The sequence below is a fragment of the Sphingomonas sp. GM_Shp_1 genome, from assembly GCF_026540895.1.
In the GTDB taxonomy this organism is placed as follows: Bacteria; Pseudomonadota; Alphaproteobacteria; order Sphingomonadales; family Sphingomonadaceae; genus Sphingomonas.
Genome location: NZ_JALNUR010000006.1, coordinates 60154 through 81146 on the forward strand (window position 1 = coordinate 60154; position 20993 = coordinate 81146).

26 protein-coding genes are annotated in these 20993 nt (G+C 64.9%); 2 read left to right on the forward strand and 24 right to left on the reverse strand.

The features are described from left to right. Positions 1-2: 2 nt before the first annotated feature. From nuoL to gap, 24 genes are all read right to left on the reverse strand, one after another. A complete protein-coding gene (nuoL, locus tag OXQ33_RS05240) occupies positions 3-2129 on the reverse strand; it encodes an NADH-quinone oxidoreductase subunit L (RefSeq protein ID WP_267433704.1) in 2127 nt (708 codons plus the stop codon). Further along, entirely contained in the window at positions 2129-2431 is a 303-nt protein-coding gene (nuoK, locus tag OXQ33_RS05245; protein ID WP_170170841.1) for an NADH-quinone oxidoreductase subunit NuoK, read from the reverse strand. Before nuoK ends, nuoL begins: the two co-directional genes overlap by 1 nt. A 2-nt stretch (positions 2432-2433) precedes the next feature. Further along, positions 2434-3045 carry an NADH-quinone oxidoreductase subunit J gene (locus OXQ33_RS05250; protein WP_267433640.1) on the reverse strand — a complete coding sequence of 204 codons (612 nt, stop codon included), beginning with the start codon at positions 3043-3045 and terminating at the stop codon, positions 2434-2436. 49 nt (positions 3046-3094) lie between these two features. Continuing rightward, positions 3095-3580: an NADH-quinone oxidoreductase subunit NuoI gene (gene nuoI, locus OXQ33_RS05255; protein WP_042483186.1), complete on the reverse strand. Its 486-nt coding sequence runs from the start codon at positions 3578-3580 to the stop codon at positions 3095-3097. Further along, positions 3577-4632 (reverse strand): NADH-quinone oxidoreductase subunit NuoH, encoded by a 1056-nt coding sequence (gene nuoH, locus OXQ33_RS05260; RefSeq protein ID WP_267433641.1) that lies wholly within the window; start codon positions 4630-4632, stop codon positions 3577-3579. The genes nuoI and nuoH overlap by 4 nt, the downstream gene beginning before the upstream one ends. Further along, positions 4629-6647 (reverse strand): NADH-quinone oxidoreductase subunit NuoG, encoded by a 2019-nt coding sequence (gene nuoG / locus OXQ33_RS05265; protein WP_267433642.1) that lies wholly within the window; start codon positions 6645-6647, stop codon positions 4629-4631. Before nuoG ends, nuoH begins: the two co-directional genes overlap by 4 nt. After that, entirely contained in the window at positions 6647-7957 is a 1311-nt protein-coding gene (nuoF, locus tag OXQ33_RS05270) for an NADH-quinone oxidoreductase subunit NuoF (RefSeq protein ID WP_267433643.1), read from the reverse strand. Before nuoF ends, nuoG begins: the two co-directional genes overlap by 1 nt. Beyond that, positions 7957-8631 carry an NAD(P)H-dependent oxidoreductase subunit E gene (locus OXQ33_RS05275; RefSeq protein ID WP_267433644.1) on the reverse strand — a complete coding sequence of 225 codons (675 nt, stop codon included), beginning with the start codon at positions 8629-8631 and terminating at the stop codon, positions 7957-7959. The genes nuoF and OXQ33_RS05275 overlap by 1 nt, the downstream gene beginning before the upstream one ends. Beyond that, positions 8631-8936 (reverse strand): nuclear transport factor 2 family protein, encoded by a 306-nt coding sequence (locus tag OXQ33_RS05280; RefSeq protein WP_267433705.1) that lies wholly within the window; start codon positions 8934-8936, stop codon positions 8631-8633. Before OXQ33_RS05280 ends, OXQ33_RS05275 begins: the two co-directional genes overlap by 1 nt. Before the next feature lie 41 nt (positions 8937-8977). Further along, positions 8978-10213 (reverse strand): NADH-quinone oxidoreductase subunit D, encoded by a 1236-nt coding sequence (locus OXQ33_RS05285; RefSeq protein ID WP_267433645.1) that lies wholly within the window; start codon positions 10211-10213, stop codon positions 8978-8980. After that, a complete protein-coding gene (locus OXQ33_RS05290; protein WP_267433646.1) occupies positions 10210-11046 on the reverse strand; it encodes an NADH-quinone oxidoreductase subunit C in 837 nt (278 codons plus the stop codon). Before OXQ33_RS05290 ends, OXQ33_RS05285 begins: the two co-directional genes overlap by 4 nt. Continuing rightward, entirely contained in the window at positions 11043-11546 is a 504-nt protein-coding gene (locus OXQ33_RS05295) for an NADH-quinone oxidoreductase subunit B (protein ID WP_042469354.1), read from the reverse strand. Before OXQ33_RS05295 ends, OXQ33_RS05290 begins: the two co-directional genes overlap by 4 nt. Positions 11547-11617: 71 nt before the next feature. After that, positions 11618-11992, reverse strand: coding sequence for an NADH-quinone oxidoreductase subunit A (gene ndhC / locus OXQ33_RS05300; RefSeq protein ID WP_230481820.1), 375 nt, complete (start codon positions 11990-11992; stop codon positions 11618-11620). A gap of 195 nt (positions 11993-12187) precedes the next feature. Continuing rightward, positions 12188-13000 (reverse strand): inositol monophosphatase family protein, encoded by an 813-nt coding sequence (locus tag OXQ33_RS05305; protein ID WP_267433647.1) that lies wholly within the window; start codon positions 12998-13000, stop codon positions 12188-12190. Positions 13001-13129: 129 nt separating this feature from the next. Continuing rightward, complete coding sequence (gene efp, locus OXQ33_RS05310; RefSeq protein ID WP_267433648.1) at positions 13130-13693, reverse strand: elongation factor P; 564 nt, start codon at positions 13691-13693, stop codon at positions 13130-13132. Positions 13694-13766: 73 nt separating this feature from the next. Continuing rightward, on the reverse strand, positions 13767-14351 hold the full coding sequence (locus OXQ33_RS05315; RefSeq protein WP_267433649.1) for a M23 family metallopeptidase: 585 nt from the start codon (positions 14349-14351) through the stop codon (positions 13767-13769). A gap of 23 nt (positions 14352-14374) precedes the next feature. After that, positions 14375-14563, reverse strand: a complete 189-nt coding sequence (locus tag OXQ33_RS05320) for a hypothetical protein (protein WP_267433650.1) — start codon at positions 14561-14563, stop codon at positions 14375-14377. 415 nt (positions 14564-14978) lie between these two features. Beyond that, positions 14979-15662 (reverse strand): thiamine phosphate synthase, encoded by a 684-nt coding sequence (gene thiE, locus OXQ33_RS05325; RefSeq protein ID WP_267433651.1) that lies wholly within the window; start codon positions 15660-15662, stop codon positions 14979-14981. A 102-nt stretch (positions 15663-15764) separates the two neighbouring features. After that, positions 15765-16673, reverse strand: a complete 909-nt coding sequence (locus OXQ33_RS05330) for a class I fructose-bisphosphate aldolase (protein ID WP_267433652.1) — start codon at positions 16671-16673, stop codon at positions 15765-15767. Between the two features lie 43 nt (positions 16674-16716). Next, positions 16717-17043, reverse strand: a complete 327-nt coding sequence (locus OXQ33_RS05335; RefSeq protein WP_267433653.1) for a type II toxin-antitoxin system PemK/MazF family toxin — start codon at positions 17041-17043, stop codon at positions 16717-16719. Next, on the reverse strand, positions 17040-17285 hold the full coding sequence (locus OXQ33_RS05340) for a ribbon-helix-helix protein, CopG family (RefSeq protein WP_267433654.1): 246 nt from the start codon (positions 17283-17285) through the stop codon (positions 17040-17042). The genes OXQ33_RS05335 and OXQ33_RS05340 overlap by 4 nt, the downstream gene beginning before the upstream one ends. 148 nt (positions 17286-17433) lie before the next feature. Beyond that, entirely contained in the window at positions 17434-18633 is a 1200-nt protein-coding gene (locus OXQ33_RS05345) for a phosphoglycerate kinase (protein ID WP_267433655.1), read from the reverse strand. Further along, the gene (locus OXQ33_RS05350) at positions 18630-19088 is read right to left on the reverse strand and encodes an MOSC domain-containing protein (RefSeq protein WP_267433656.1); all 459 of its coding nucleotides are present in this window, start codon (positions 19086-19088) and stop codon (positions 18630-18632) included. Before OXQ33_RS05350 ends, OXQ33_RS05345 begins: the two co-directional genes overlap by 4 nt. A gap of 17 nt (positions 19089-19105) precedes the next feature. Beyond that, complete coding sequence (gene gap, locus OXQ33_RS05355; protein ID WP_267433657.1) at positions 19106-20116, reverse strand: type I glyceraldehyde-3-phosphate dehydrogenase; 1011 nt, start codon at positions 20114-20116, stop codon at positions 19106-19108. Between the two features lie 191 nt (positions 20117-20307). Between gap and OXQ33_RS05360 the strand changes: the two genes are divergently transcribed. Together OXQ33_RS05360 and OXQ33_RS05365 are read left to right on the forward strand one after the other, a co-directional pair. Next, positions 20308-20505: a hypothetical protein gene (locus OXQ33_RS05360; RefSeq protein WP_267433658.1), complete on the forward strand. Its 198-nt coding sequence runs from the start codon at positions 20308-20310 to the stop codon at positions 20503-20505. Beyond that, positions 20505-20819, forward strand: coding sequence for a cell division protein ZapA (locus OXQ33_RS05365; RefSeq protein ID WP_267433659.1), 315 nt, complete (start codon positions 20505-20507; stop codon positions 20817-20819). The genes OXQ33_RS05360 and OXQ33_RS05365 overlap by 1 nt, the downstream gene beginning before the upstream one ends. Positions 20820-20993: the final 174 nt, after the last annotated feature.

The window sequence follows — 20993 nt, forward strand, 5'->3', positions numbered from 1 at the left end:
GATCAACCCAAAATGGCCCAGGTGACGGCCGCGGTCAGGCCGATCAACATGACGAAGGCATAGCTGTAGAGGTATCCCGTCTGGAAGCGCGCCGCACCCTTGCTGCCGAGCTGGACGAGCCAGGCGACACCATTGGGGCCGAAGCGGTCGATCGTCTTCTCGTCGCCACGGTGCCACAGGAACCGGCCGATCGCGAAGGCGGGGCGCACGAAAAGGAAATGGTAAATCTCGTCGAAATACCATTTGTTGAGGAGAAAGCGGTACAGGATGCGGAACTGGTCCGCGAACTTGGCCGGGAATTCCGGTGCGCGGATATAGGTCAGATACGCGGTCAGCAGACCGAGCAGCATCACCACCGTCGCCGACAGCTTCACCCACACTGGCACCCCGTGCATCGCATGCATCAGATGCTCGTTGAAGGCGACCGCGCCCTTCCAATAGCTCTCTCCCGACTCCGGCTCGATGAACCAGCCGTGGAAGACGAAGCCCGCCGCGATCGCCCCGATCGACAGGACGATCAGCGGGATCAGCATGACCAGCGGGCTCTCATGCGGATGATATCCACCGGTGCCCTCCGGCAGGTCGGTATGCGCCGCGCCGTGGACGTGCGGCTCATCGCCGGCATCCTCGGCATGGGCGACATTGTGATGCGCCTCGTCGTGATGATGCGCATCATGAGCATGCGCATGATCGTCATGGCCATGGCCGTGCGCGTCATGGATCGCGTGCTGGATATGCTCCGAACCGGTCCAGCGGGGCTTGCCCCAGAAGGTCAGGAACATCAGGCGCCACGAATAGAAGCTGGTCAGCAGCGCGGCGATCACGCCCGCCCAGAAGGCAAAGCCCGAACCACCCGCATAGGCGACTTCGATGATCGCGTCCTTTGAATGGAAGCCCGCGAAGCCGAACGCCATCGGATTACCGAACAGAGCCGGGATACCGACGCCGGTGATCGCCAGCGTACCCATCATCATCGCCCAGAAGGTGAGCGGGATGTGGCGGCGCAGACCGCCATAGTAACGCATGTCCTGCTCATGGTGCATCGCATGGATGACCGAGCCTGCGCCCAGGAACAGCAGCGCCTTGAAGAAAGCGTGGGTGAACAGGTGGAACATCGCCGCGCCGTAAGCGCCGACGCCCGCCGCGAAGAACATATAGCCGAGCTGCGAACAGGTCGAATAGGCGATGACGCGCTTGATGTCGGTCTGCACCGTGCCGACGGTCGCCGCGAAGAAACAGGTGCAGGCCCCGATCACGGTGATCACACCGAGCGCGGTCGGCGAGGTCTCGAACATCGGCGACAAGCGACACACCATGAACACGCCCGCGGTCACCATGGTCGCCGCGTGGATCAGTGCCGACACCGGGGTCGGGCCTTCCATCGCGTCCGGCAGCCAGGTGTGCAGACCCAGCTGCGCCGACTTGCCCATCGCGCCGACGAACAGCAGCAGGCAGAGCACGGTCATCGTATCGAACCGGTATCCGAGGAAACCGATGGTCGAACCCGCCATGCCGGGCGCGGCGGCCAGGATCGCAGGGATCGAGACGGTGCCGAAGACCAGGAAGGTGCCGAAGATGCCGAGCATGAAGCCCAGATCGCCGACACGGTTGACGACGAACGCCTTGATCGCGGCGGCATTGGCCGAGGGCTTGCGGAACCAGAAGCCGATCAGCAGGTAGGACGCGAGACCCACGCCTTCCCAGCCGAAGAACATCTGGACCAGATTGTCCGCCGTCACGAGCATCAGCATCGCGAAGGTGAAGAGACAGAGATAGGCGAAGAAGCGCGGCTGATCCGGCTCCTCGCTCATATAGCCCCAGCTATAGAGATGGACGAGCGCCGAGACGCTGGTGATGACCACCAGCATGATCGCGGTCAGCGAGTCGACGCGCAGCGACCAGTCGACCGACATGTCACCACTGGTGATCCAGTGGAGCACCGGCGTGACGGTCGCGACATTGGCGCCCGACAGATAGCCGATGAAGATCGGCCATGACAGCGCACAGGAAATGAACAGTGCGCCGGTCGTGACGACCTTGGCGGGCACGTTCCCGATGGCCTTGTTGCCGAACCCCGCAATGGCGGCGGCCAGCAATGGCAGGAAGACGATAGCGAGGATCAACCCGATTACCCCTTCATCCGGTTGACGTCGTCGACCGCGATGGTGCCGCGGCCACGGAAATAGATGACCAGGATCGCCAGACCGATCGCCGATTCACCGGCGGCCACGGTCAGCACGAACATGGCAAAGACCTGACCCACCAGATCCTGAAGCGCGGCCGAGAAGGCGACGAGATTCAGGTTCACGGCGAGCAGGATGAGTTCGATCGCCATCAGGATGACGATCAGGTTCTTCCGGTTCAGGAAGATACCCAGCACCCCCATGGTGAACAGGATCGCCGCAACGACCAGATAATGGACGAGACCGATCGTCACAGTTCCACCCCCTGCCCGATGGGCTGATTGATGTTGCGGATCGCCTCATGCGGCTGACGCGCATTCTGCTTGGCGATGTTCTGCGGACGGACGCCGCCGCGCTTGCGGTGGGTGAGCACGATCGCGCCGATCATCGCGACGAGCAGCACGAGCCCTGCACCCTCGAAGATGAACAGATAGCGCGTGTACAGCAGGTTGCCGATCGCCTGGATGTTGGACACCTCCGGCGCGATGGGCGCGGCACGGGCGGCCAGTTGGACACCCCCGACGCTCCACGCCTGAAACGCGATGATGACCTCGGCCAGCAGCGCCACCGCGAGCGCCAGGCCCAGCGGCAGGTAGCGCGCAAAGCCCGCCCGCATCGCCGTGACCTCGATATCGAGCATCATGACGACGAAGAGGAATAACACCGCGACCGCGCCCACATAGACGATGACCAGCAGCATCGCGATGAACTCGGCCCCGCACAGCACCATGAGGCCCGCGGCGTTGAAGAACGCCAGGATCAGCCACATGACCGAGTGCACCGGATTACGCGACGCGATCGTAAGCCCTGCGGACACGATCACCACGGTCGCGAAAATATAGAAGGCGATAGCCTGTATCACTGCCTGTCAGGCCCCTTTTCTGTCCGCCCCGAACCGTTGGTCGCGGGCTTTAACGGTACGGCGCATCGGCGGCAAGGTTCGCCGCGATGGCGCTTTCCCAGCGGTCACCGTTATCGAGCAACTTCGACTTGTCGTAGATCAGCTCTTCGCGGGTCTCGGTCGAAAATTCGAAGTTCGGACCCTCGACAATGGCGTCCACGGGGCAGGCCTCCTGGCACAGCCCGCAATAGATGCACTTGGTCATGTCGATGTCGTAGCGTGTCGTGCGGCGGCTGCCGTCGTCGCGGGGCTCCGCCTCGATCGTGATCGCCTGAGCAGGGCAGATCGCCTCGCACAGCTTGCACGCGATGCACCGCTCCTCGCCATTGGGATAGCGACGCAATGCGTGCTCGCCCCGGAAGCGCGGAGAGATGGGGTTCTTCTCGAACGGATAATTGATCGTCGCCTTCGGCTTGAAGAAGTAGCGAAGGGTCAGCGCGTGGCCCTTCACGAACTCCCACAGCGTAAAAGCCTTGACGTACTGAGCGACGCTCATGCCGGAACTCCCACGCGCGCATACATCAGCACGCCAGACACCAAGAATACCCAGAACAGCGACACCGGCAGGAACACCTTCCAGCCCAGCCGCATCAGCTGGTCGTACCGGTAACGCGGCACGGTCGCCTTCACCCAGGAAAAGACGAAGAAGAAGAAACACATCTTCAGCAGCAGCCAGACGATGCCCGGCACGACATAGAGCGGCGCCCAGTCGAACGGCGGCAGATAGCCACCCCAGAACAGGATCGCGTTCAGCGCGCACATCAGGATGACGTTGGCATATTCACCCAGCCAGAACAGCGCGAACGACATCGAGCTATATTCGGTCTGGTAGCCCGCGACCAACTCCGACTCCGCCTCGGTCAGGTCGAACGGTGCGCGCTGCGTCTCGGCCAGTGCCGAGATGAAGAACATGATCGCCATTGGGAAGAGCAGCGGGTTGAGGAAGAAGCCGTTGACCGGAATCCCCAACACGCTGCGCTGTGCCTCGACGATGTCGGTCAGGTTGAAGCTGCCCGACCACATCACGACCGAAATCAGGATGAAGCCGATCGCCACTTCATAGGACACCATCTGCGCGGCCGCACGAAGCGCCGAGTAGAAAGGATATTTCGAGTTCGACGCCCAGCCCGACAGGATCACGCCGTACACGCCCAGCGACGAGGCGGCGAGGACATAGAGCAGGCCGACATTGATGTCGGCGACGACCACGCCCGGCTGGAACGGCACCACCGCCCAGACGATCAGCGCGACCGTGAAGGTGATGATCGGCGCCAGCAGGAACAGCCCGCGATTGGCGGCGGCCGGAACGATGGTTTCCTGCAGGAAGACCTTCAGACCGTCGGCGAAGGACTGGAGCAGACCGAAGGGGCCGACCACGTTCGGACCGCGGCGCAGCGCCATCGCCGCCCAGATCTTGCGGTCGACATAGATGACCATCGCGACGGCCAGCATCAGCGGCAGCGCGATCGCCAGAATCCCGACCAAGGTCGCGATTCCCCAGGCCCAGCCATAAGGAAGGCCGAGCGTCGTGTTGAAAAACGCGGTCACTCCGCTGCCTCCGCATAGCTCTCACCATGGACCAGTTCGGCCGAGCAGCGCTGCATCGTCGGGCTGGCGCGGCAGATCGCGTTGGTGAGGTAGAAGTCCTTGATCGGATAACCCTCGATCACACCGGTCGCGGTCGCGTCGAGCGATGGCGCAGCCCAGTCGAAGGTCACCAGGTCGAGCTTGCCCAGCACCGGAACCTCGGCGGCCATGGCAGCGCGCAGTTCGTCCAGCGTGTCGAAGGGCAGCGTCTGGCCCAGCACTTCCGACAAGGCGCGGAAGATCGTCCAGTCGTCGCGCGCATCGCCCGGAGCGAACACCGCCCGCTCGCCGCGCTGCACCCGGCCTTCCAGATTGACCCAGGTCCCCGACTTCTCGGCATAGGTGGCGCCCGGCAGGATGACATCGGCGTGATGCGCGCCCTTGTCGCCATGATGGCCGACGAACACCTTGAAGCTGCTGCCGAACTTGGCGAAATCGACCTCGTCGGCGCCCAGGAAGAAGGCCAGCTTCGGCGCGGCCGCGACCACGTCGGCGATGCCGCCCTTCTGCGCATAACCGAGCATCAGCCCGCCCATGCGCGCAGCCGCCATGTGAACGACGTTATAGCCATTCCAGGCCGAACCATCCTCCAGCGTCCGCACCAGATTGAACTGGTCGACCAGCTTCAGGCTCGCGCCATGCGCACCCTTCAGCGCACCGCCACCGACGATCACCATCGGACGCGCGGCCTTGCCCAACAATTCGGTGACAGCCTCGGGCAGGTTGCCCAGCACCGACAGGTCGGCGCCCAGCCACTCGACCTTATAGGTCAGGTCGGTCTCGGGGCCGATCGCGAAGACCTTGGCGCCCTTCTTGATCGCCTTGCGGACGCGGGTGTTCACCAGCGGCGCTTCCCAGCGCAGGTTGGTGCCGATCAGCAGGATCGCATCGGCCTTCTCGACGCCAGCGATGGTCGTGTTGAAGTTGACCGCGGCCAGGCTCGACGTGTCGTAATCCATGCCGGTCTGACGGCCCTCGAGCAGGGTCGAGCCCATCTTGCCGAGCAGCGCCTTGGCGGCGAACATCGTCTCGCAATCGACCAGATCACCGGCGATGGCGGCGACGCTCGAACCGGCGTTCACGTCACGGATCGCGGCGAAGGCCTCGTCCCAGGTCGCGGGCACCAGCTTGCCATCGCGGCGAATGAAGGGACGATCGAGACGGCGACGGACCAAGCCGTCGATCGCGTGACGCGTCTTGTCGCTCGCCCACTCCTCATTCACCTCGTCATTGATGCGCGGCACGCAGCGCAGCACCTGACGACCCCGGCTGTCGAGGCGGATGTTCGTCCCCACCGCGTCCATCACGTCGATGGCCAGTGTCTTCTTCAACTCCCAGGGACGCGCCTCGAACGCATAGGGCTTGGACGTCAGCGCGCCCACCGGGCACAGGTCGACGACATTGCCCGACAGTTCGCTCGACACGGCCTGTTCGAGATAGGACGTGATCTGCATGTTCTCGCCGCGATAGATCGCGCCGATCTCCTCCACGCCCGCAACCTCTTCGGCGAAGCGGACGCAGCGGGTGCACTGGATGCAGCGGGTCATGACCGTCTTGACGATCGGCCCCATATACTTCTCGGTGACGGCCCGCTTGTTCTCGTCATAGCGGCTATGGCCCTTGCCATAGGCCATGGACTGATCCTGCAGGTCGCACTCGCCGCCCTGGTCGCAGATCGGGCAGTCCAGCGGGTGGTTGATCAGCAGGAATTCCATCACGCCTTCGCGCGCGGCCTTCACCATCGGGGTGGTGGTGAAGATTTCCTGATTCTCCGCCGCCGGCAGCGCGCACGACGCCTGCGGCTTGGGGGGCCCAGGCTTCACCTCGACCAGGCACATGCGGCAATTGCCCGCAATGGACAGCCGCTCATGATAGCAGAAGCGCGGGATTTCCTTGCCCGCCAGCTCACAGGCCTGGAGCACGGTGGCGCCCTGGGGCACCTCGATCTCGACGCCGTCGACTTTGACCTTAGGCATTATTCGGCAGCTTCCATCATCGGGGCGTTGCCGCCCGTCTCGCCTTTGCGTTCGCGAATGCGGCGTTCCATCTCCGGGCGGAAGTGGCGGATCAGGCCCTGGATCGGCCAGGCCGCCGCGTCGCCGAGCGCGCAGATGGTGTGGCCTTCGACCTGCTTCGTCACCTGGAACAGCGTGTCGATCTCGGCCACATCGGCATCGCCGGTGCGCATCCGCTCCATCACGCGCCACATCCAGCCGGTGCCTTCACGGCACGGCGTGCACTGGCCGCAGCTCTCATGCTTGTAGAAGTACGACAGGCGGCTGATCGCACGGACGATGTCGGTCGACTTGTCCATGACGATGACGGCCGCCGTGCCGAGGCCCGAACCGACCGCCTTCAGGCCGTCGAAGTCCATCGGCGCGTCCATGATCTCGGCAGCGGGCACCAAAGGCACCGACGAGCCACCCGGGATCACCGCGAGCAGATTGTCCCAGCCGCCGCGAATGCCGCCGCAATGCCGCTCGATCAGCTCGCGGAACGTGATCGACATGCTCTCCTCGACCACGCAGGGGCGGTCGACATGGCCGGAAATCTGGAAGAGCTTGGTGCCCTTGTTGTTCTCGCGCCCGAAGGACGAGAACCATTCGGCCCCGCGCCGCAGGATCGTCGGGGCGACCGCGATCGATTCGACATTGTTGACCGTGGTCGGGCAGCCATAGAGGCCCGCACCCGCCGGGAAAGGCGGCTTCAGGCGTGGCTGGCCCTTCTTGCCCTCCAGGCTCTCGATCATCGCGGTCTCTTCGCCGCAGATGTACGCGCCCGCGCCGCGATGCACGAAGACGTCGAAGTCGTAACCCGAGCCACAGGCATTCTTGCCCAGGAAACCCCGATCATAGGCCTCGGCGACCGCCGCGAATAGCGTCTCGGCCTCGCGGATATATTCGCCGCGGATATAGATGTACGCCGCCCGCGCGCGCATCGCGAAGCCCGCGACCAGCGCGCCTTCGATCAGCTTGTGCGGATCGTGGCGGATGATCTCGCGGTCCTTGCAGGAACCCGGCTCGGACTCGTCGGCATTGATGACCAGGAAGCTCGGCCGGTCGGGGCGCGGTTCCTTGGGCATGAAGCTCCACTTCATGCCGGTCGGGAAGCCCGCACCGCCGCGCCCGCGCAGACCCGACGCCTTGATGACGTCGATGATCTTGTCCTGGCCCAGTTCCAGCAGCGCCTTGGTATTGTCCCAATCGCCGCGCTTCATCGCCGCGTCGACGTTCCACGGCTGATAGCCGTAGAGATTGGTGAAAATGCGGTCCTTGTCAGCGAGCATTATGCGCCCCACTCCCCGCGATAGTCGTGATTGTCGCCGACCATGGCGGTCAGCGTGGTCGGACCGCCCAGCGGCTCGACCGTGTGGCGACCCGGCTCCTGGGTGCCGGTCTTGGGGCTCTCACCCTTGGCCAGCGCCTCCAGGATCGCGACCGTGCGATCGTAGTCCAGATCTTCGTAATTGTCGTCGTTGATCTGGACCATCGGCGCGGAGGCGCAATTGCCCATGCACTCGACCTCGGTCAGGGTAAACAGGCCGTCAGGCGTGGTCTTCCCCTTGATCAGACCCTTGTTCTTGCAGGCCGCCAGCACGTCGTCCGACCCGCGCAACATGCACGGCGTCGTGCCGCACACCTGGACATGATAGCGACCGACCGGCGCCAAGTTGAACATCGTATAGAAGGTCGCGACCTCATAGATGCGCATATAGGCGACACCCAGCTGGCGCGCGACGAACTCGATCACCGGCACGGGCAACCAACCTTGCGTCTGCGTCTCGGCGCCGACCTGACGCTGGGCCAGGTCGAGGAACGGGATCGAGCAGGACTGTTCGCGACCCTTGGGATAGCGCGCGAGGATCTCGTTCGCCTTCTTCTGGTTCTCGTCCGTCCAGGCGAAATTGCCCCAGCGGGCGCGGACTTCGGCCTCGTCGGGAATGATGGCTGCGTCGGCCATTAGCGAATGAACTCCACGCGCGACACCTTGTCGTTCTCGAAGGAATAGATGGACATGACCTCGAACGCCTCGCCACCCGGCGCGCGTTCGACCTTTTCATGCAGCAGCACGGTTTCACCGAACGCCTGTTCGGAGACGATTTCGGCGTGGTTCTGCGGGAACTGTGCGAACATCGCCTTCAGCCCCGAGCGAACGCCCTCGCGCCCTTCGCGCAGGACGGCCCCGCGATAACCCGCTTCGCAGGCATCCTCGGTCATCAGCGCGACATAGGCGTCGGCGTCCTGTGCGTTGTAATGCGCGACCATCTGGCGTGCGATCGCGATGCGCGCAGGAGTATCGATCGCGCTCAACGATCGCACTCCCCGAACACGATATCCATCGCGCCCAGGATCGCGGTCGTGTCGGCCAGCATATGCCCCTTGGACATGAATTCCATGGCCTGGAGGTGGCTGAACGCGGTCGGGCGGATCTTGCAGCGATAGGGTTTGTTCGATCCGTCGGAGACGAGATACACGCCGAACTCGCCCTTGGGGCTTTCGGTCGCGACATACACTTCGCCGGCGGGGACGTGATAGCCCTCGGTATAGAGCTTGAAGTGGTGGATCAGCGCTTCCATCGAGCGCTTCATCTCGGCGCGCTTGGGCGGCGTGACCTTGCGGTCGGTCGCCAGCACCGGACCTTCGGGCATCTGCGCCAGGCACTGCTTCATGATCCGGGCCGACTGGCGCACTTCCTCGACGCGCACCATGAACCGGTCATAGCAGTCGCCGCTGGTGCCCACCGGCACGTCGAAGTCCACCTTGTCATAGGCGTCGTAAGGCTGCGACTTGCGCAGATCCCAGGGAATGCCCGAGCCGCGGATCATCGGGCCGGAGAAGCCCCACTTGATCGCGTCCTCGCGGTTCACCACCGCGATATCGACGTTGCGCTGCTTGAAGATGCGGTTGTTGGCGACCAGGCCGATCGCATCCTCGAAAAGCTGCGGCAGACGGGTGTCGAGCCAATCGGCGATATCGGTCAGTAGCTTGAGCGGCACGTCCTGATGGACGCCGCCGACGCGGAAGTAATTCGCGTGCATGCGCGCGCCCGAGGCCCGCTCATAGAAGTTCATGCAGTCTTCGCGAATCTCGAACATCCACAGGTTCGGCGTCATCGCGCCGACGTCCATGACGTGGCTGCCCAGGTTGAGCATGTGGTTCGAGATGCGCGTCAGCTCGGCGAAGAACGTCCGCAGATATTGCGCGCGGATCGGCACTTCCAGATCGAGCAGCTTCTCGACCGCCAGCACATAGCTATGCTCCATGCACATCGGCGAGCAGTAATCGAGGCGATCGAAATAGGGCAGCGCCTGCGAATAGGTCTTGTATTCGATCAGCTTCTCGGTGCCGCGGTGCAGCAGGCCGACATGCGGATCGACCCGCTCGACGATCTCGCCGTCCAGCTCCATGACGAGGCGAAGCACCCCGTGCGCCGCCGGATGCTGCGGGCCGAAGTTGATCGTATAGTTCTGGATCGACACGTCACCCGTGGTCGGGTCGGCCGCATCCGTCTTGTTGAGCAGTTCGTCGACATAGTCGCTCACTGATTCTGTCCTCCGCCCTTGCTAGGCACCACGTCCGGGTCCTTGGGCTTGTCCTCGGCCTTGTTGCCCGGATGCGGCTGGCCCGCGCCTGTCTGCTTGGGGCTCTCGGTGGTCTTGCTCTCGGGCGCGTTGGCCGCGGCGGTCTTGTCGGGGGCAGCGCCCGCCCTCTTCACCGCATCGGCGCTCGCCGGAGTCTGTGCGCCCTTGCCCTCGGGCTGCGCGCCCTTCTCATCGCCCGGCAGCACATATTCGGCGCCTTCCCACGGGCTCTGGAAGTCGAAATTGCGGAAGTCCTGCGCCAGCTTCACCGGCTCATAGACGACGCGCTTTTCCTCTTCCGAGTACCGCAGCTCGGTATAGCCGGTCAGCGGGAAGTCCTTGCGCAGCGGATGGCCGCGGAAGCCGTAATCGGTCAGGATGCGACGCAGGTCGCTATTTCCCGAGAACAGCACGCCGTACAGGTCATAGACCTCGCGCTCTAGCCAACCCGCGACCGGCCACAGGCCCGTCACCGACGGCACCGGCTTGTCCTCGTCGGTCGAGACATGGACATGCAGGCGATGGTTGCGGGTCAGCGAAAGGAGGCAATAGACCACCTCGAAACGCTCGTCGCGCTCGGGATAGTCGACGCCCGCGATTTCCATGAGCTGCTGGTACTCCAGCCCCTTGGTATCGCGCAGCGCGATCATGGCGGGCACGAGGTTCGCACGGTCGACGACCAGCGCGACCTCACCGACATGCTCACGCGCATCGATCAGCCAGGGGCCGAGCGCGGCGCCAGCCGCATCGATCACGCCGTCGTTCGAGGCGAAACGGGGAGCAGGCGCCCTCACCGTTCGATGCTCCCGGCGCGACGGATCTTCCGCTGCAACTGCATCACGCCATAGAGCAGCGCCTCGGCAGTCGGCGGACAGCCGGGGACATAGATGTCCACGGGCACGATCCGGTCACAGCCGCGCACCACCGAATAGCTGTAATGATAATAGCCGCCGCCATTGGCGCAGCTACCCATTGAGATGACGTATTTCGGGTTCGACATCTGGTCGTACACACGACGCAGCGCCGGGGCCATCTTGTTGCACAGCGTGCCTGCGACGATCATCACGTCCGACTGGCGCGGCGACGCGCGCGGTGCGGCGCCGAAGCGTTCCATGTCGTAACGCGGCATGTTGACGTGGATCATCTCCACCGCGCAGCACGCCAGGCCGAAGGTCATCCACCAGAGCGAGCCGGTGCGCGCCCATTGGAACAGTTCCTCGGTCGAGGTGACGAGGAAGCCCTTGTCGGTCAGTTCGCCGTTCAACCCGTCGAAAAAGCCCTGGTCGGGCTGAATGACGGCCTGGCCGTCATGGACGACTCCGCCATGGGCCTGCGGCTTGAACTCGACCGGACCGGAGTGAAGATTTACTCCCAATCCAATGCTCCCTTCTTCCACGCATAGACGAGCCCGAGCGCGAGCTCGCCAATGAAGATCATCATCGAAAACCAGGCGGTCCAGCCGAGGCTGAAGACACTCACCGCCCAGGGGTACAGAAACGCCGCTTCCAGATCGAAGATGATGAACAGGATCGCGACGAGGTAGAAACGCACGTCGAACTGGCTGCGCGGGTCTTCGAACGCGGGGAAGCCGCATTCATATTCGGACAGCTTCTGCTCGTTGGGCTGATGTGCGCCCGTCAGGCGCGCCACGAGCATGGGCAGAAACACAAAGGCCGTCGACAGTGCCAGGGCAACGCCCAGGAACAGGAGGATCGGCAGATATTGCGACAGATCGACCAAGTTTTCTCTCGCAGATGCGGAACTGGATGCGGATGGCTTTAGGCCGATGGGTCGGCCGGAGCAAGCCAGCGGAGGCATGAGAATGAATCGCAACTGAACCGTGCCACTCATCCCCACCGACAGGAAATTACATGGTATTTTCGTGTGTTAAGCGCAAGAGGCAGGCCCTCTTGCGCCCAAATTCCCGAAAATCGCTTATCGCAGGGCGTTCGCCAGCAGCTTGTGCAGCTTGGAATGCAGCCCTTCGTTGGCGGCCAGATACTCGCCGCGCTCGAGCGACTTGTCGCCGCCCCGGAAATCGCTGACGAAACCGCCGGCTTCTCGCACCAGCAGCATGCCCGCCGCCGCGTCCCAGGGCTTCAGCCCGGACTCCCAGAAACCGTCATAGCGACCGGCGGCGACCCAGGCGAGGTCGAGCGCGGCCGAGCCGAAGCGGCGGATGCCGGCGACCTGCGGCGCGATCGCACCGAAAATGCGGCTCCACTGGACGAAATCGCCATGACCCAGGAACGGGATGCCGGTGGAGATCAGTGCTTCCGACAGATCGCGGCGCGACGACACGCGCAGGCGGCCGTCCTGCAACCAGGCGCCCCGGCCCTTCTCGGCCCAGAAGCTCTCATCGGTCAGCGGCTGATAGATCAGGCCGGTCGTGACCTCGCGCTTGCCGTTCGCGAGCTGCTCCTCGACCGCGATCGAGATGGCGAAGTGCGGGATGCCGTGGAGGAAGTTCGAGGTGCCGTCGAGCGGATCGATGATGAAGCGCGGCTTGGACGGATCGCCTTTGACCTCGCCGCCCTCCTCCATCAGGAAGTTCCAGTCGGGACGCGCCTTCTTCAATTCCTCGAAGACGGTTTCCTCGGCGCGCTTGTCCGCCATCGACACGAAGTCAGCGGGACCCTTGCGGCTGACCTGGAGGTGCTGGACCTCGTTAAAGTCGCGGCGGAGACGCGGGGCGGCCTTGCGCGCCGCGCGTTCCATGATGGTGAGAAGCCCGGAGTGCGAGGCCATGATCGTCCTTTCGATCGCGCCGCTGCATCTCCACGGCGCCGGAAGTGAAAAGGCCCGCCGCGAACGACGGGCCGGGACGGCGGATGACGGGGTCGCGCTTATATCGCGCCGGTCATCCGCCGATACCGATTAGTCCGCGCGGCGGACGTAGGTCTGTTCGTACACGTCGACGACGATGCGCACGCCGCTGGCGATGTGCGGCGGCACCATCACGCGGACGCCATTGTCGAGGATGGCGGGCTTGTACGACGAAGAAGCGGTCTGCCCCTTCACCACCGCGTCGGCCTCGACGATGGTCGCCTCGATCTGATCGGGAAGCTGGACCGAGATCGGGCGCTCCTCGTGCAGTTCCATCACCACGTCCATGCCGTCCTGAAGGAAGGCGGCGGCATCACCCAGCAGGTCGCGCGGCAGCGTGATCTGCTCATAGGTTTCCTTGTCCATGAAGGTCAGGTCGTCACCCTCGGCGAACAGGAACTGGAAGTCCTTGGTATCCAAGCGAACGCGCTCGACCGTCTCGGCGGAGCGGAAGCGGACGTTGGTCTTGCGGCCGTCGATGAGGTTCTTCATCTCGACCTGCATATACGCACCGCCCTTGCCGGGCTGGGTGTGCTGAATCTTCACGGCGCGCCAGATGCCGCCTTCATACTCGATGATGTTGCCGGGACGAATGTCCACGCCGCTGATCTTCATGGGTCTTCAACCTGCTGGAAAGAGCGAAGGATGCCGGGGCGTGAACGCGGCCCGGCGGTCCGTGGACGTCGCTTTAACTCGAAGCGGTCTTTCCGGCAAGCAGCGGATAGGGATCGACCGGCTCGCCCTGATACCAGGCGTCGCCCGCGCGCATCCAGCTGATCCCGAAATGGAGATGGGTGTTGCCCGCGCCCGCATTGCCGGTATCCCCAACATAGCCGACCACCTGCCCCTGCGCGACCCGCTGTCCTTCGGCGAGGCCCGGCGCATAGCTTTTCAGATGCGCGTAATAGAGGCTCCAGCGCCGGTCCAGCGAGCGGATATAGAGCGTGTGGCCGCCCCGCGCGCTGTCGAACAGCTTCTCGACCGTGCCGGGCAGTGCCGCCACGACCGGGGTGCCGCCGGGGGCCATCAGGTCGATCCCTCGATGCTGGCGCTCGCCGCCTTCGCGCGGGTCGCCCCAATCGTGGCGGAGCGAAGTCACCGAATAGTCGGCGATCGGCATGATCAGCGCCGCCGCGCCGCCCGTCACGCCGCCGGAGGCCGGCGCCTGTGCTTCGGGCACCACGACATCGCCCGATCCGAAGGACAGCATCGACAGAAAGCCGCCGACCCCGACCACGATCAGGCCCAGCATCACCCAGCCGAAACGCGACAACGGGCCCCTGCCCGCGCTTCGCCTCATTCCTGCGGCACTTTGCGCGTGCCCGGTGGCGCGATCGCGCTTGCGGGAGGAGAGCCGACGCCGCTCGGCGACGCCGCCCCGGTGCCCGGCTCGATCGGATAGGCGGGTGCGGGCGTGGGATGCGTCGCCACCGCCACCAATGCCATGGCCACCCCCGTCCCCAGGGCGATCGCCAGTCTCTTCATGCGCCGCTCCTCCGCGCCGTTCGTAAACTGTCTGTTGAACGCAGGCGAAGGACGCTTGTTTCCGATGCGCAACGGATGGGCGATTATACAGGCGGGGCCCCGCAGGGCCTGCGGCCAATCGACATTCAAGCTACCTCTTCTTCCCTCTCCCCTGGATAGGGGAGAGGGTTAGCGAAGCTTGCCAGCCTGCTGGCTAGCGCAGCTTGGGTGAGGGGTTGAGCGAGCCAAAGGCTTGCGCGCTCTTCGAGCGCCCACCCCTCACCCAGCTCCGACTAAGCCTTTGCTTTCGCAAAGACCAAGTCTGCGCAACCCTCTCCCCTCTATGAGGGGAGAGGGAAAAGAAGGGCATCTGCGAATGTCGATCCGGCCGATCGCGATCGAACATGGACCAATGCCATGCCCCGACCGAAGCGCCTTACTTCAACACCTCGGCAAAGGCCTTGACCGCCGCCGCCTCGTCGCCGTTCCACACCGCGCCCGACACCGCCAGGAAGTCCGCGCCCGCCTTGACCAGCGTTCCCGCATTCTCGGGCGTGATCCCGCCGATCGCGACGCAGGGGAGTTCGAACAGGGTCGACCACCAGGACAGCACCACGGGTTCGGCGCGATGCTTGGTTTCCTTGGTCGTCGTCGGATAAAAGGCACCGAAGGCGACATAGTCCGCCCCGGCCTCGCCGGCCTCCATCGCCAGATGGCGGCTGTCGTGACAGGTCACGCCGATCTGCACCGCCGGTCCCAGCACGTCGCGCGCCTCGCGGGCGTCGCCGTCCTCCTGGCCCAGATGGACCCCGTCCGCACCCAGCCGCTTGGCCAGGCTGATACTGTCGTTGACGATGAACGCCACCTCGCGGTCGGCGCAGATGCGCTGAAGCGGCTCGGCCAGCTTGGCGGCGGCGTGCTGATCCATGTCCTTCACGCGATACTGAAAGGCCGCGACCGGCCCGGCATCGAGCGCGCGCGCCAGACGGTCGGCGAAACCGCCGGTCACGTCGAGCGGCGAGATGAGGTAGAGCTGGCAAGGGGGCCGCCGCATGTCGCGGACAAAGGCGCGCGCGAAATCGGGATCGAGGGGGCCCAGGGGATCGTCATCAAGCGTCATGCCGCCTTCCCTAGCGCCTGACGCACGCCCCGTCACCTGTGACGGCGGCGGAAGGAATGGGCGTCCCGGTTCCCCAACCGAAACGCCCAGCCCTGCAAGAACTTATTCTTCGTTCTTGTAGATCGCGATCAGCTTGTCGAGCATCGCCAGCGCTTCGTCGCGCGGACGCTGGAAGGTGTTGCGGCCGATGATCGAGCCGTTGCCGCCACCGTCGCGAATGTCGCGCGCGTCCTGATAGACGGCATCGGCCCCCTTGGCGGCACCGCCCGAGAAGACGACGATGCGGCGGCCCGCAAAGCTCGACTGGACGACATGGCGCACGCGGTCGGCCTGGTTCGACCAGTCGGTGCCCTCATAGACCTTCTTGGCCTCGGGCTGTTCGATATGGTCGGTCGGCAGTTTCACCTTGATGATATGCGCGCCGAGCAGCGCCGCCATGTGCGCGGCATAGGCCCCGACGTCGAGCGCCAGTTCGCCGTCCTTGGTCAGCTTGCCGCCGCGCGGATAGCTCCAGATGACCGTGGCGAGGCCCGCCTCGCGCGCTTCGGCGGACAGGATCGCGATCTGATCCATCGCATCGAAAATCCCGTCGGAGCCCGGATAGATGGTGAAGCCGATCGCCGCGCAGCCCAGCCGCACCGCATCCTGCACGCTGCCGGTGACGGCCTGGGTGATCGAGGTGCCCCAGCTGTTCGAGCTGTTGATTTTCAGGATCGTCGGAATCTGCCCGGCAAAGGTGTCGGCCCCCGCCTCCAGCATGCCCAGCGGCGCGGCATAGGCGGAGAGCCCGGCATCGATCGCCAGCTGGAAATGGTAATGCGGGTCATAGGCGGACGGGTTGACCGCGAAGCTGCGCGCCGGGCCGTGCTCGAAACCTTGGTCGACCGGCAGGATGATCAGCTTGCCGGTGCCGCCCAGCTTGCCCTGCATCAGAATACGGGCGAGATTGGCCTTCACCGCGGCGGGCGTGCCTTCATATTTGTCGAGAATGGCTTTCACGGTCGGGGTCATGAATTCTCTCCAGATCGGGTCGTTGGGTCGGAAAAACGGGGCGTCAGAGCATCAGCCAGCGGCGCATGGCCTGCTCGACCTGCTCCATCCGGGTGGGCGAAGCATGGCCCAGCACCTTGACGATATGATTGCGCGGAATAGACAAAATCTTGTCGACCTGTACCTCGCACTCGACGGTCAGGCCGGTATGCTCGCGGGGCGAGAAGGCGACACGGAACAGCGCCTCGCCGCCGACCACCGAGGTCATCGGGCACACGGTGATGGTGTTGTGGGTCTCGTTGTACAGGTCCGACTGGACGACCAGGAAGGGACGGTGATCCCTGCCCTCGCCCGTGGTCGCAAGTACGATGGCGGCGTGGGAAATCTTCACGCGTCCGGCTCCTGCGCCGCCGAATCCGTGGCGAGCGCGTTCCAGAAGGCGAAATCCTCCGCCGTGTCGCGCTTGGAGGCGCGGGTCGACTGGCGACGCGCCTCGCGGCGATAGGCTTCGTCGTGCAGGTCGACATAGCGGCGCACCGCTTCACGCGCGATGTCGCTCTTGCTGCGCCCCTGGGTGCGCGCCACGGCCGCCAGCCGCTCTTCCAATTCGGTGTCGAGGCGGACGCCAAGCATTGCCCATTCCTTCGTTTAACGCGTTAAACCTAGCAAGTCCGACAAGTGGATTCAAGCATTGTCGAGCGCCCACGAAAAAACCCCGCCGCCCGGAAGGCGACGGGGTTCTGTCGGATCGTCCCTGCTAAGAGGGACGGTCAGTGAAGCATCAGGCCGTCAGCGCGGCGACGCCGGGCAGGTCCTGCCCTTCCATCCATTCCAGGAACGCGCCACCGGCGGTCGAGACGAAGCTGAACTGTGCCCCCACACCCGCCTGGTTGAGCGCGGCGACCGTATCGCCGCCGCCAGCGACCGAGACGAGGCTGCCATCCTGAGTCAGTGCCGCCGCCGTCTTGGCGAGCGCCACGGTCGCCATGTCGAAGGGCGGCGTCTCGAACGCGCCGAGCGGACCGTTCCAGACGAGCGTCCGGCAATTCTTCAGCACATCGCCCAGCGCCTCGACCGCATTGGGGCCGAGGTCGAGGATCATCTCGTCGGCGGCGACCTCGTGCACATTGACGGTGCGGGTCGCGGGGTTGGGCTTGAACTCCTTGGCGACGACCACGTCATAGGGCAGGTGCACGGTGCAGCCCGCCTTGTCGGCGGCATCCATGATCTCCTCGGCGGTGCCGGTCAGGTCATGTTCGCACAGCGACTTGCCCACATCGACCCCGCGCGCGGCGAGGAAGGTGTTGGCCATGCCCCCCCCGATGATCAGGTGATCGACCTTGCCGACCAGATGCTTGAGCACGGCGAGCTTGGTCGAGACCTTGGCCCCGCCGACGACCGCCGCGACCGGATGCTGAGGGTTGCCGAGCGCCTTTTCCAGCGCGTCGAGTTCGGCCTCCATCGCTCGGCCCGCGAACGCCGGAAGCTGGCGCGCCAGCCCTTCGGTCGAGACATGCGCACGGTGCGCCGCCGAGAACGCGTCGTTGACGTAGAAGTCGCCCAGCTTGGCGATCGCCGCCGCCAGTTCGGGATCATTCTTTTCCTCGCCCGCATGGAAGCGGGTGTTTTCCAGGATCGCGATATCGCCGGGGTTCAGAGTCGCGACCGCGGCTTCCGCCGCCTCGCCCGCCACATCGTCGATGAAGCGAACCGGGCGGCCCAGCACGTCGCTATAGGGCTGGGTCAGCATCGCCAGCGAGAATTCGGGGTTACGCTGCCCCTTGGGGCGGCCGAAATGGGCCAGGATCAGGACGATCGCGCCCTTGTCGGCCAGTTCGGTCACGGTCGCGATCGTCGCGCGCAGGCGGGTGTCGTCGGTGACGCGGCCATCGGCCATCGGCACGTTCAGATCCTCGCGGACCAGCACGCGCTTGCCGGACACGTCACCCATATCGTCGAGCGTCTTGAAAGCCTTGGTCATGATTCCTCGATCCTGATGTTATCGCCGATGCGGATCGTGCCGCCCTCGATCACGCGGGCACATGCGCCGCCGCGCCAGTCGGGCTTAAGAGCCGCCTGCAAGCCGTCGGCGATCGCGTCCATGCGGTGGCACGGATCGCATTCGATGGTGATTTCCAGAAGCACGGGCCCGATGCGTAACCGAGTGCCCGCTATTTGGGGAAGGTCGAAATCCTCGACCAGCAGGTTCGCGCGGCGCTCCTGCCAGGGGATGTCGCGGCCGATCTCGGCCAGTGCGGCGTCCCAGTCGGCACGCTCGATCAGCGTCACCTGCCGACGCCCACGGCCACCATGTTTCAGCCGCCCGCGCGCATCGCCTTCCACCCCGCCGTCCAGGGTGACGATGGCGGTGTCGATCACCTCCATCGGCCCCTTCGGCACGGCGTGGCGGGCGATGCCGGCCAGACGCCCGGTCATCCCCCGCCCCTCGTTCATTACAGGAACTTCGCCATCGCGGTCGCGGTGTCGACCATGCGGTTCGAGAAGCCCCATTCATTGTCGTACCAGGACACGACGCGCACCAGCTTGCCGTCGATCACCGCCGTCTCCAGGCTGTCGACGGTCGAGGACTGGGGCGAGTGCATCAGGTCGATCGAGACCAGAGGCTCGTCGGTATAGACCAGCACACCCTTCAGCGGGCCTTCCTCGGCGGCCGCCTTCAGGATGGCGTTGACCTCTTCCTTGGTCGTGTCGCGCGCGGGCGTGAAGGTCAGGTCGACCAGGCTGACGTCCGGCACCGGCACGCGGATGGCCGAGCCGTCCAGCTTGCCCTTCAACTCGGGCAGAACCTCACCCACCGCACGGGCAGCGCCGGTGGTGGTCGGGATCATCGACATGGCGGCGGCGCGGGCGCGGCGCAGGTCGGGGTGGATCTGGTCGAGGATCTTCTGGTCGTTGGTGTACGCGTGGACCGTGGTCATCAGGCCGCGCTCGATCCCGATCGCGTCGTTCAGCACCTTGGCGACCGGCGCCAGACAGTTGGTGGTGCACGAGGCGTTCGAGACGATGGTGTGCTCGGCGGTCAGCTTGTCGTGGTTGACGCCGTAGACGACGGTCAGGTCGACATTCTTGCCCGGCGCCGAGATCAGCACCTTCTTGGCGCCCGCCGCGAGATGCTTCTCGCACGACGCCTTGTCGGTGAAGAAGCCGGTGCACTCCAGGACCAGGTCGACGCCCAGTTCCCTGTGCGGCAGGTTGGCGGGATCGCGCTCGGCGGTGACGCGGATGCGCTTGCCGTCGATGACGATGTCGTTGCCCTCGGCCGAAACCTCACCCGGATAGCGGCCATGGACGCTGTCGCGGCTGAACAGCCAGGCGTTGGACTTGGCGTCGGCCAGATCGTTGATCGCGACCAGTTCCAGGGCATCGCCGCCGCGCTCCAGGATGGCGCGCGCGACCAGTCGACCGATGCGGCCGAAACCATTGATTGCAACCTTGACCGTCATGCCAGCAAGCTCCTGTGTGTCTTTGCCGCGATGCCTGAACGGCACCGCCCCGGTAGGATGGAAGTCACCATCATAGTGATTCCTCTCGCGCCACGCCTTTCGGAGCCGACGGGTTCGCTGTCAACCGCCCCTCGGCCTCGCATCGTCCAATTGCGGGTTGCCGCGAGAGGTCATCCTGCTAAGCCGATCCCATGCCCGAACCTATTGCCGACGATGTCCTCTCCTCCGTCGAGCGCATCGACCGCGCGATCGCCCGCATCGAACAGACGATCCGCACCCGCGCAGCCAAGGAAGACGCGCTCGCGAGACGCCATGCCGCCCTCAAGGCCCGCATGGCCGACGCCGTATCCGCGCTGGACGAAGTGATCAGCCGGGGGAGCGCCGTCTGATGGCCGAAGTCACGATCACGATCGGCGACCGCCCCCATACCGTCTATTGCCAGGAAGGCGGCGAGGCGCGGGTCCGAATGCTCGGCCAGATGCTCGACCAGCGTTGGCCGGCGGCGATGCGCGCCTCGGGCGGGCATAATGGCGAACGCGCGCTGCTGTTCGTCGCGCTGATGCTGGCCGACGCGCTGGAAGAGGCGGAGCGGCGCCCGCCCGCCGGAGCCGCGGTCAGCGAGGCCGCGCTCACCCGGATCGCCGAGCGGCTGGAGGGATTGGCCGATGCGCTGGATTCCGAAGGACGCGGGCCCCTTGAGTAAGCCGCGCCTCTCCCCTACATGGGTCAGTGGCGGGCTCTGCCCGGTACGAGCCACGATAATCCCTGAGGCTATTCTTCATCCAAGGGGGCTGTCCCTGCCCGGACCCTGGTCCGACGTACATGGTCCCCACCTGACGTATCGGGCGTCGGTGGATATTACGGCAAACGGCCATGG

What these genes read in the sequence shown, in the direction of transcription:
- gap (WP_267433657.1), bottom strand. Translation starts at nt 20,116, where the DNA reads ATGACGGTCAAGGTTGCAATCAATGGTTTCGGCCGCATCGGTCGACTG.
- nuoF (WP_267433643.1), bottom strand. Translation starts at nt 7,957, where the DNA reads ATGCTCGCTGACAAGGACCGCATTTTCACCAATCTCTACGGCTATCAG.
- OXQ33_RS05275 (WP_267433644.1), bottom strand. Translation starts at nt 8,631, where the DNA reads ATGGCCGACGCAGCCATCATTCCCGACGAGGCCGAAGTCCGCGCCCGC.
- OXQ33_RS05330 (WP_267433652.1), bottom strand. Translation starts at nt 16,673, where the DNA reads ATGACCCCGACCGTGAAAGCCATTCTCGACAAATATGAAGGCACGCCC.
- OXQ33_RS05345 (WP_267433655.1), bottom strand. Translation starts at nt 18,633, where the DNA reads ATGACCAAGGCTTTCAAGACGCTCGACGATATGGGTGACGTGTCCGGC.
- OXQ33_RS05320 (WP_267433650.1), bottom strand. Translation starts at nt 14,563, where the DNA reads ATGAAGAGACTGGCGATCGCCCTGGGGACGGGGGTGGCCATGGCATTG.
- efp (WP_267433648.1), bottom strand. Translation starts at nt 13,693, where the DNA reads ATGAAGATCAGCGGCGTGGACATTCGTCCCGGCAACATCATCGAGTAT.
- OXQ33_RS05360 (WP_267433658.1), top strand. Translation starts at nt 20,308, where the DNA reads ATGCCCGAACCTATTGCCGACGATGTCCTCTCCTCCGTCGAGCGCATC.
- OXQ33_RS05350 (WP_267433656.1), bottom strand. Translation starts at nt 19,088, where the DNA reads ATGACCGGGCGTCTGGCCGGCATCGCCCGCCACGCCGTGCCGAAGGGG.
- OXQ33_RS05340 (WP_267433654.1), bottom strand. Translation starts at nt 17,285, where the DNA reads ATGCTTGGCGTCCGCCTCGACACCGAATTGGAAGAGCGGCTGGCGGCC.
- OXQ33_RS05365 (WP_267433659.1), top strand. Translation starts at nt 20,505, where the DNA reads ATGGCCGAAGTCACGATCACGATCGGCGACCGCCCCCATACCGTCTAT.
- OXQ33_RS05305 (WP_267433647.1), bottom strand. Translation starts at nt 13,000, where the DNA reads ATGGCCTCGCACTCCGGGCTTCTCACCATCATGGAACGCGCGGCGCGC.
- nuoG (WP_267433642.1), bottom strand. Translation starts at nt 6,647, where the DNA reads ATGCCTAAGGTCAAAGTCGACGGCGTCGAGATCGAGGTGCCCCAGGGC.
- thiE (WP_267433651.1), bottom strand. Translation starts at nt 15,662, where the DNA reads ATGACGCTTGATGACGATCCCCTGGGCCCCCTCGATCCCGATTTCGCG.
- nuoI (WP_042483186.1), bottom strand. Translation starts at nt 3,580, where the DNA reads ATGAGCGTCGCTCAGTACGTCAAGGCTTTTACGCTGTGGGAGTTCGTG.
- OXQ33_RS05280 (WP_267433705.1), bottom strand. Translation starts at nt 8,936, where the DNA reads ATGGTCGCGCATTACAACGCACAGGACGCCGACGCCTATGTCGCGCTG.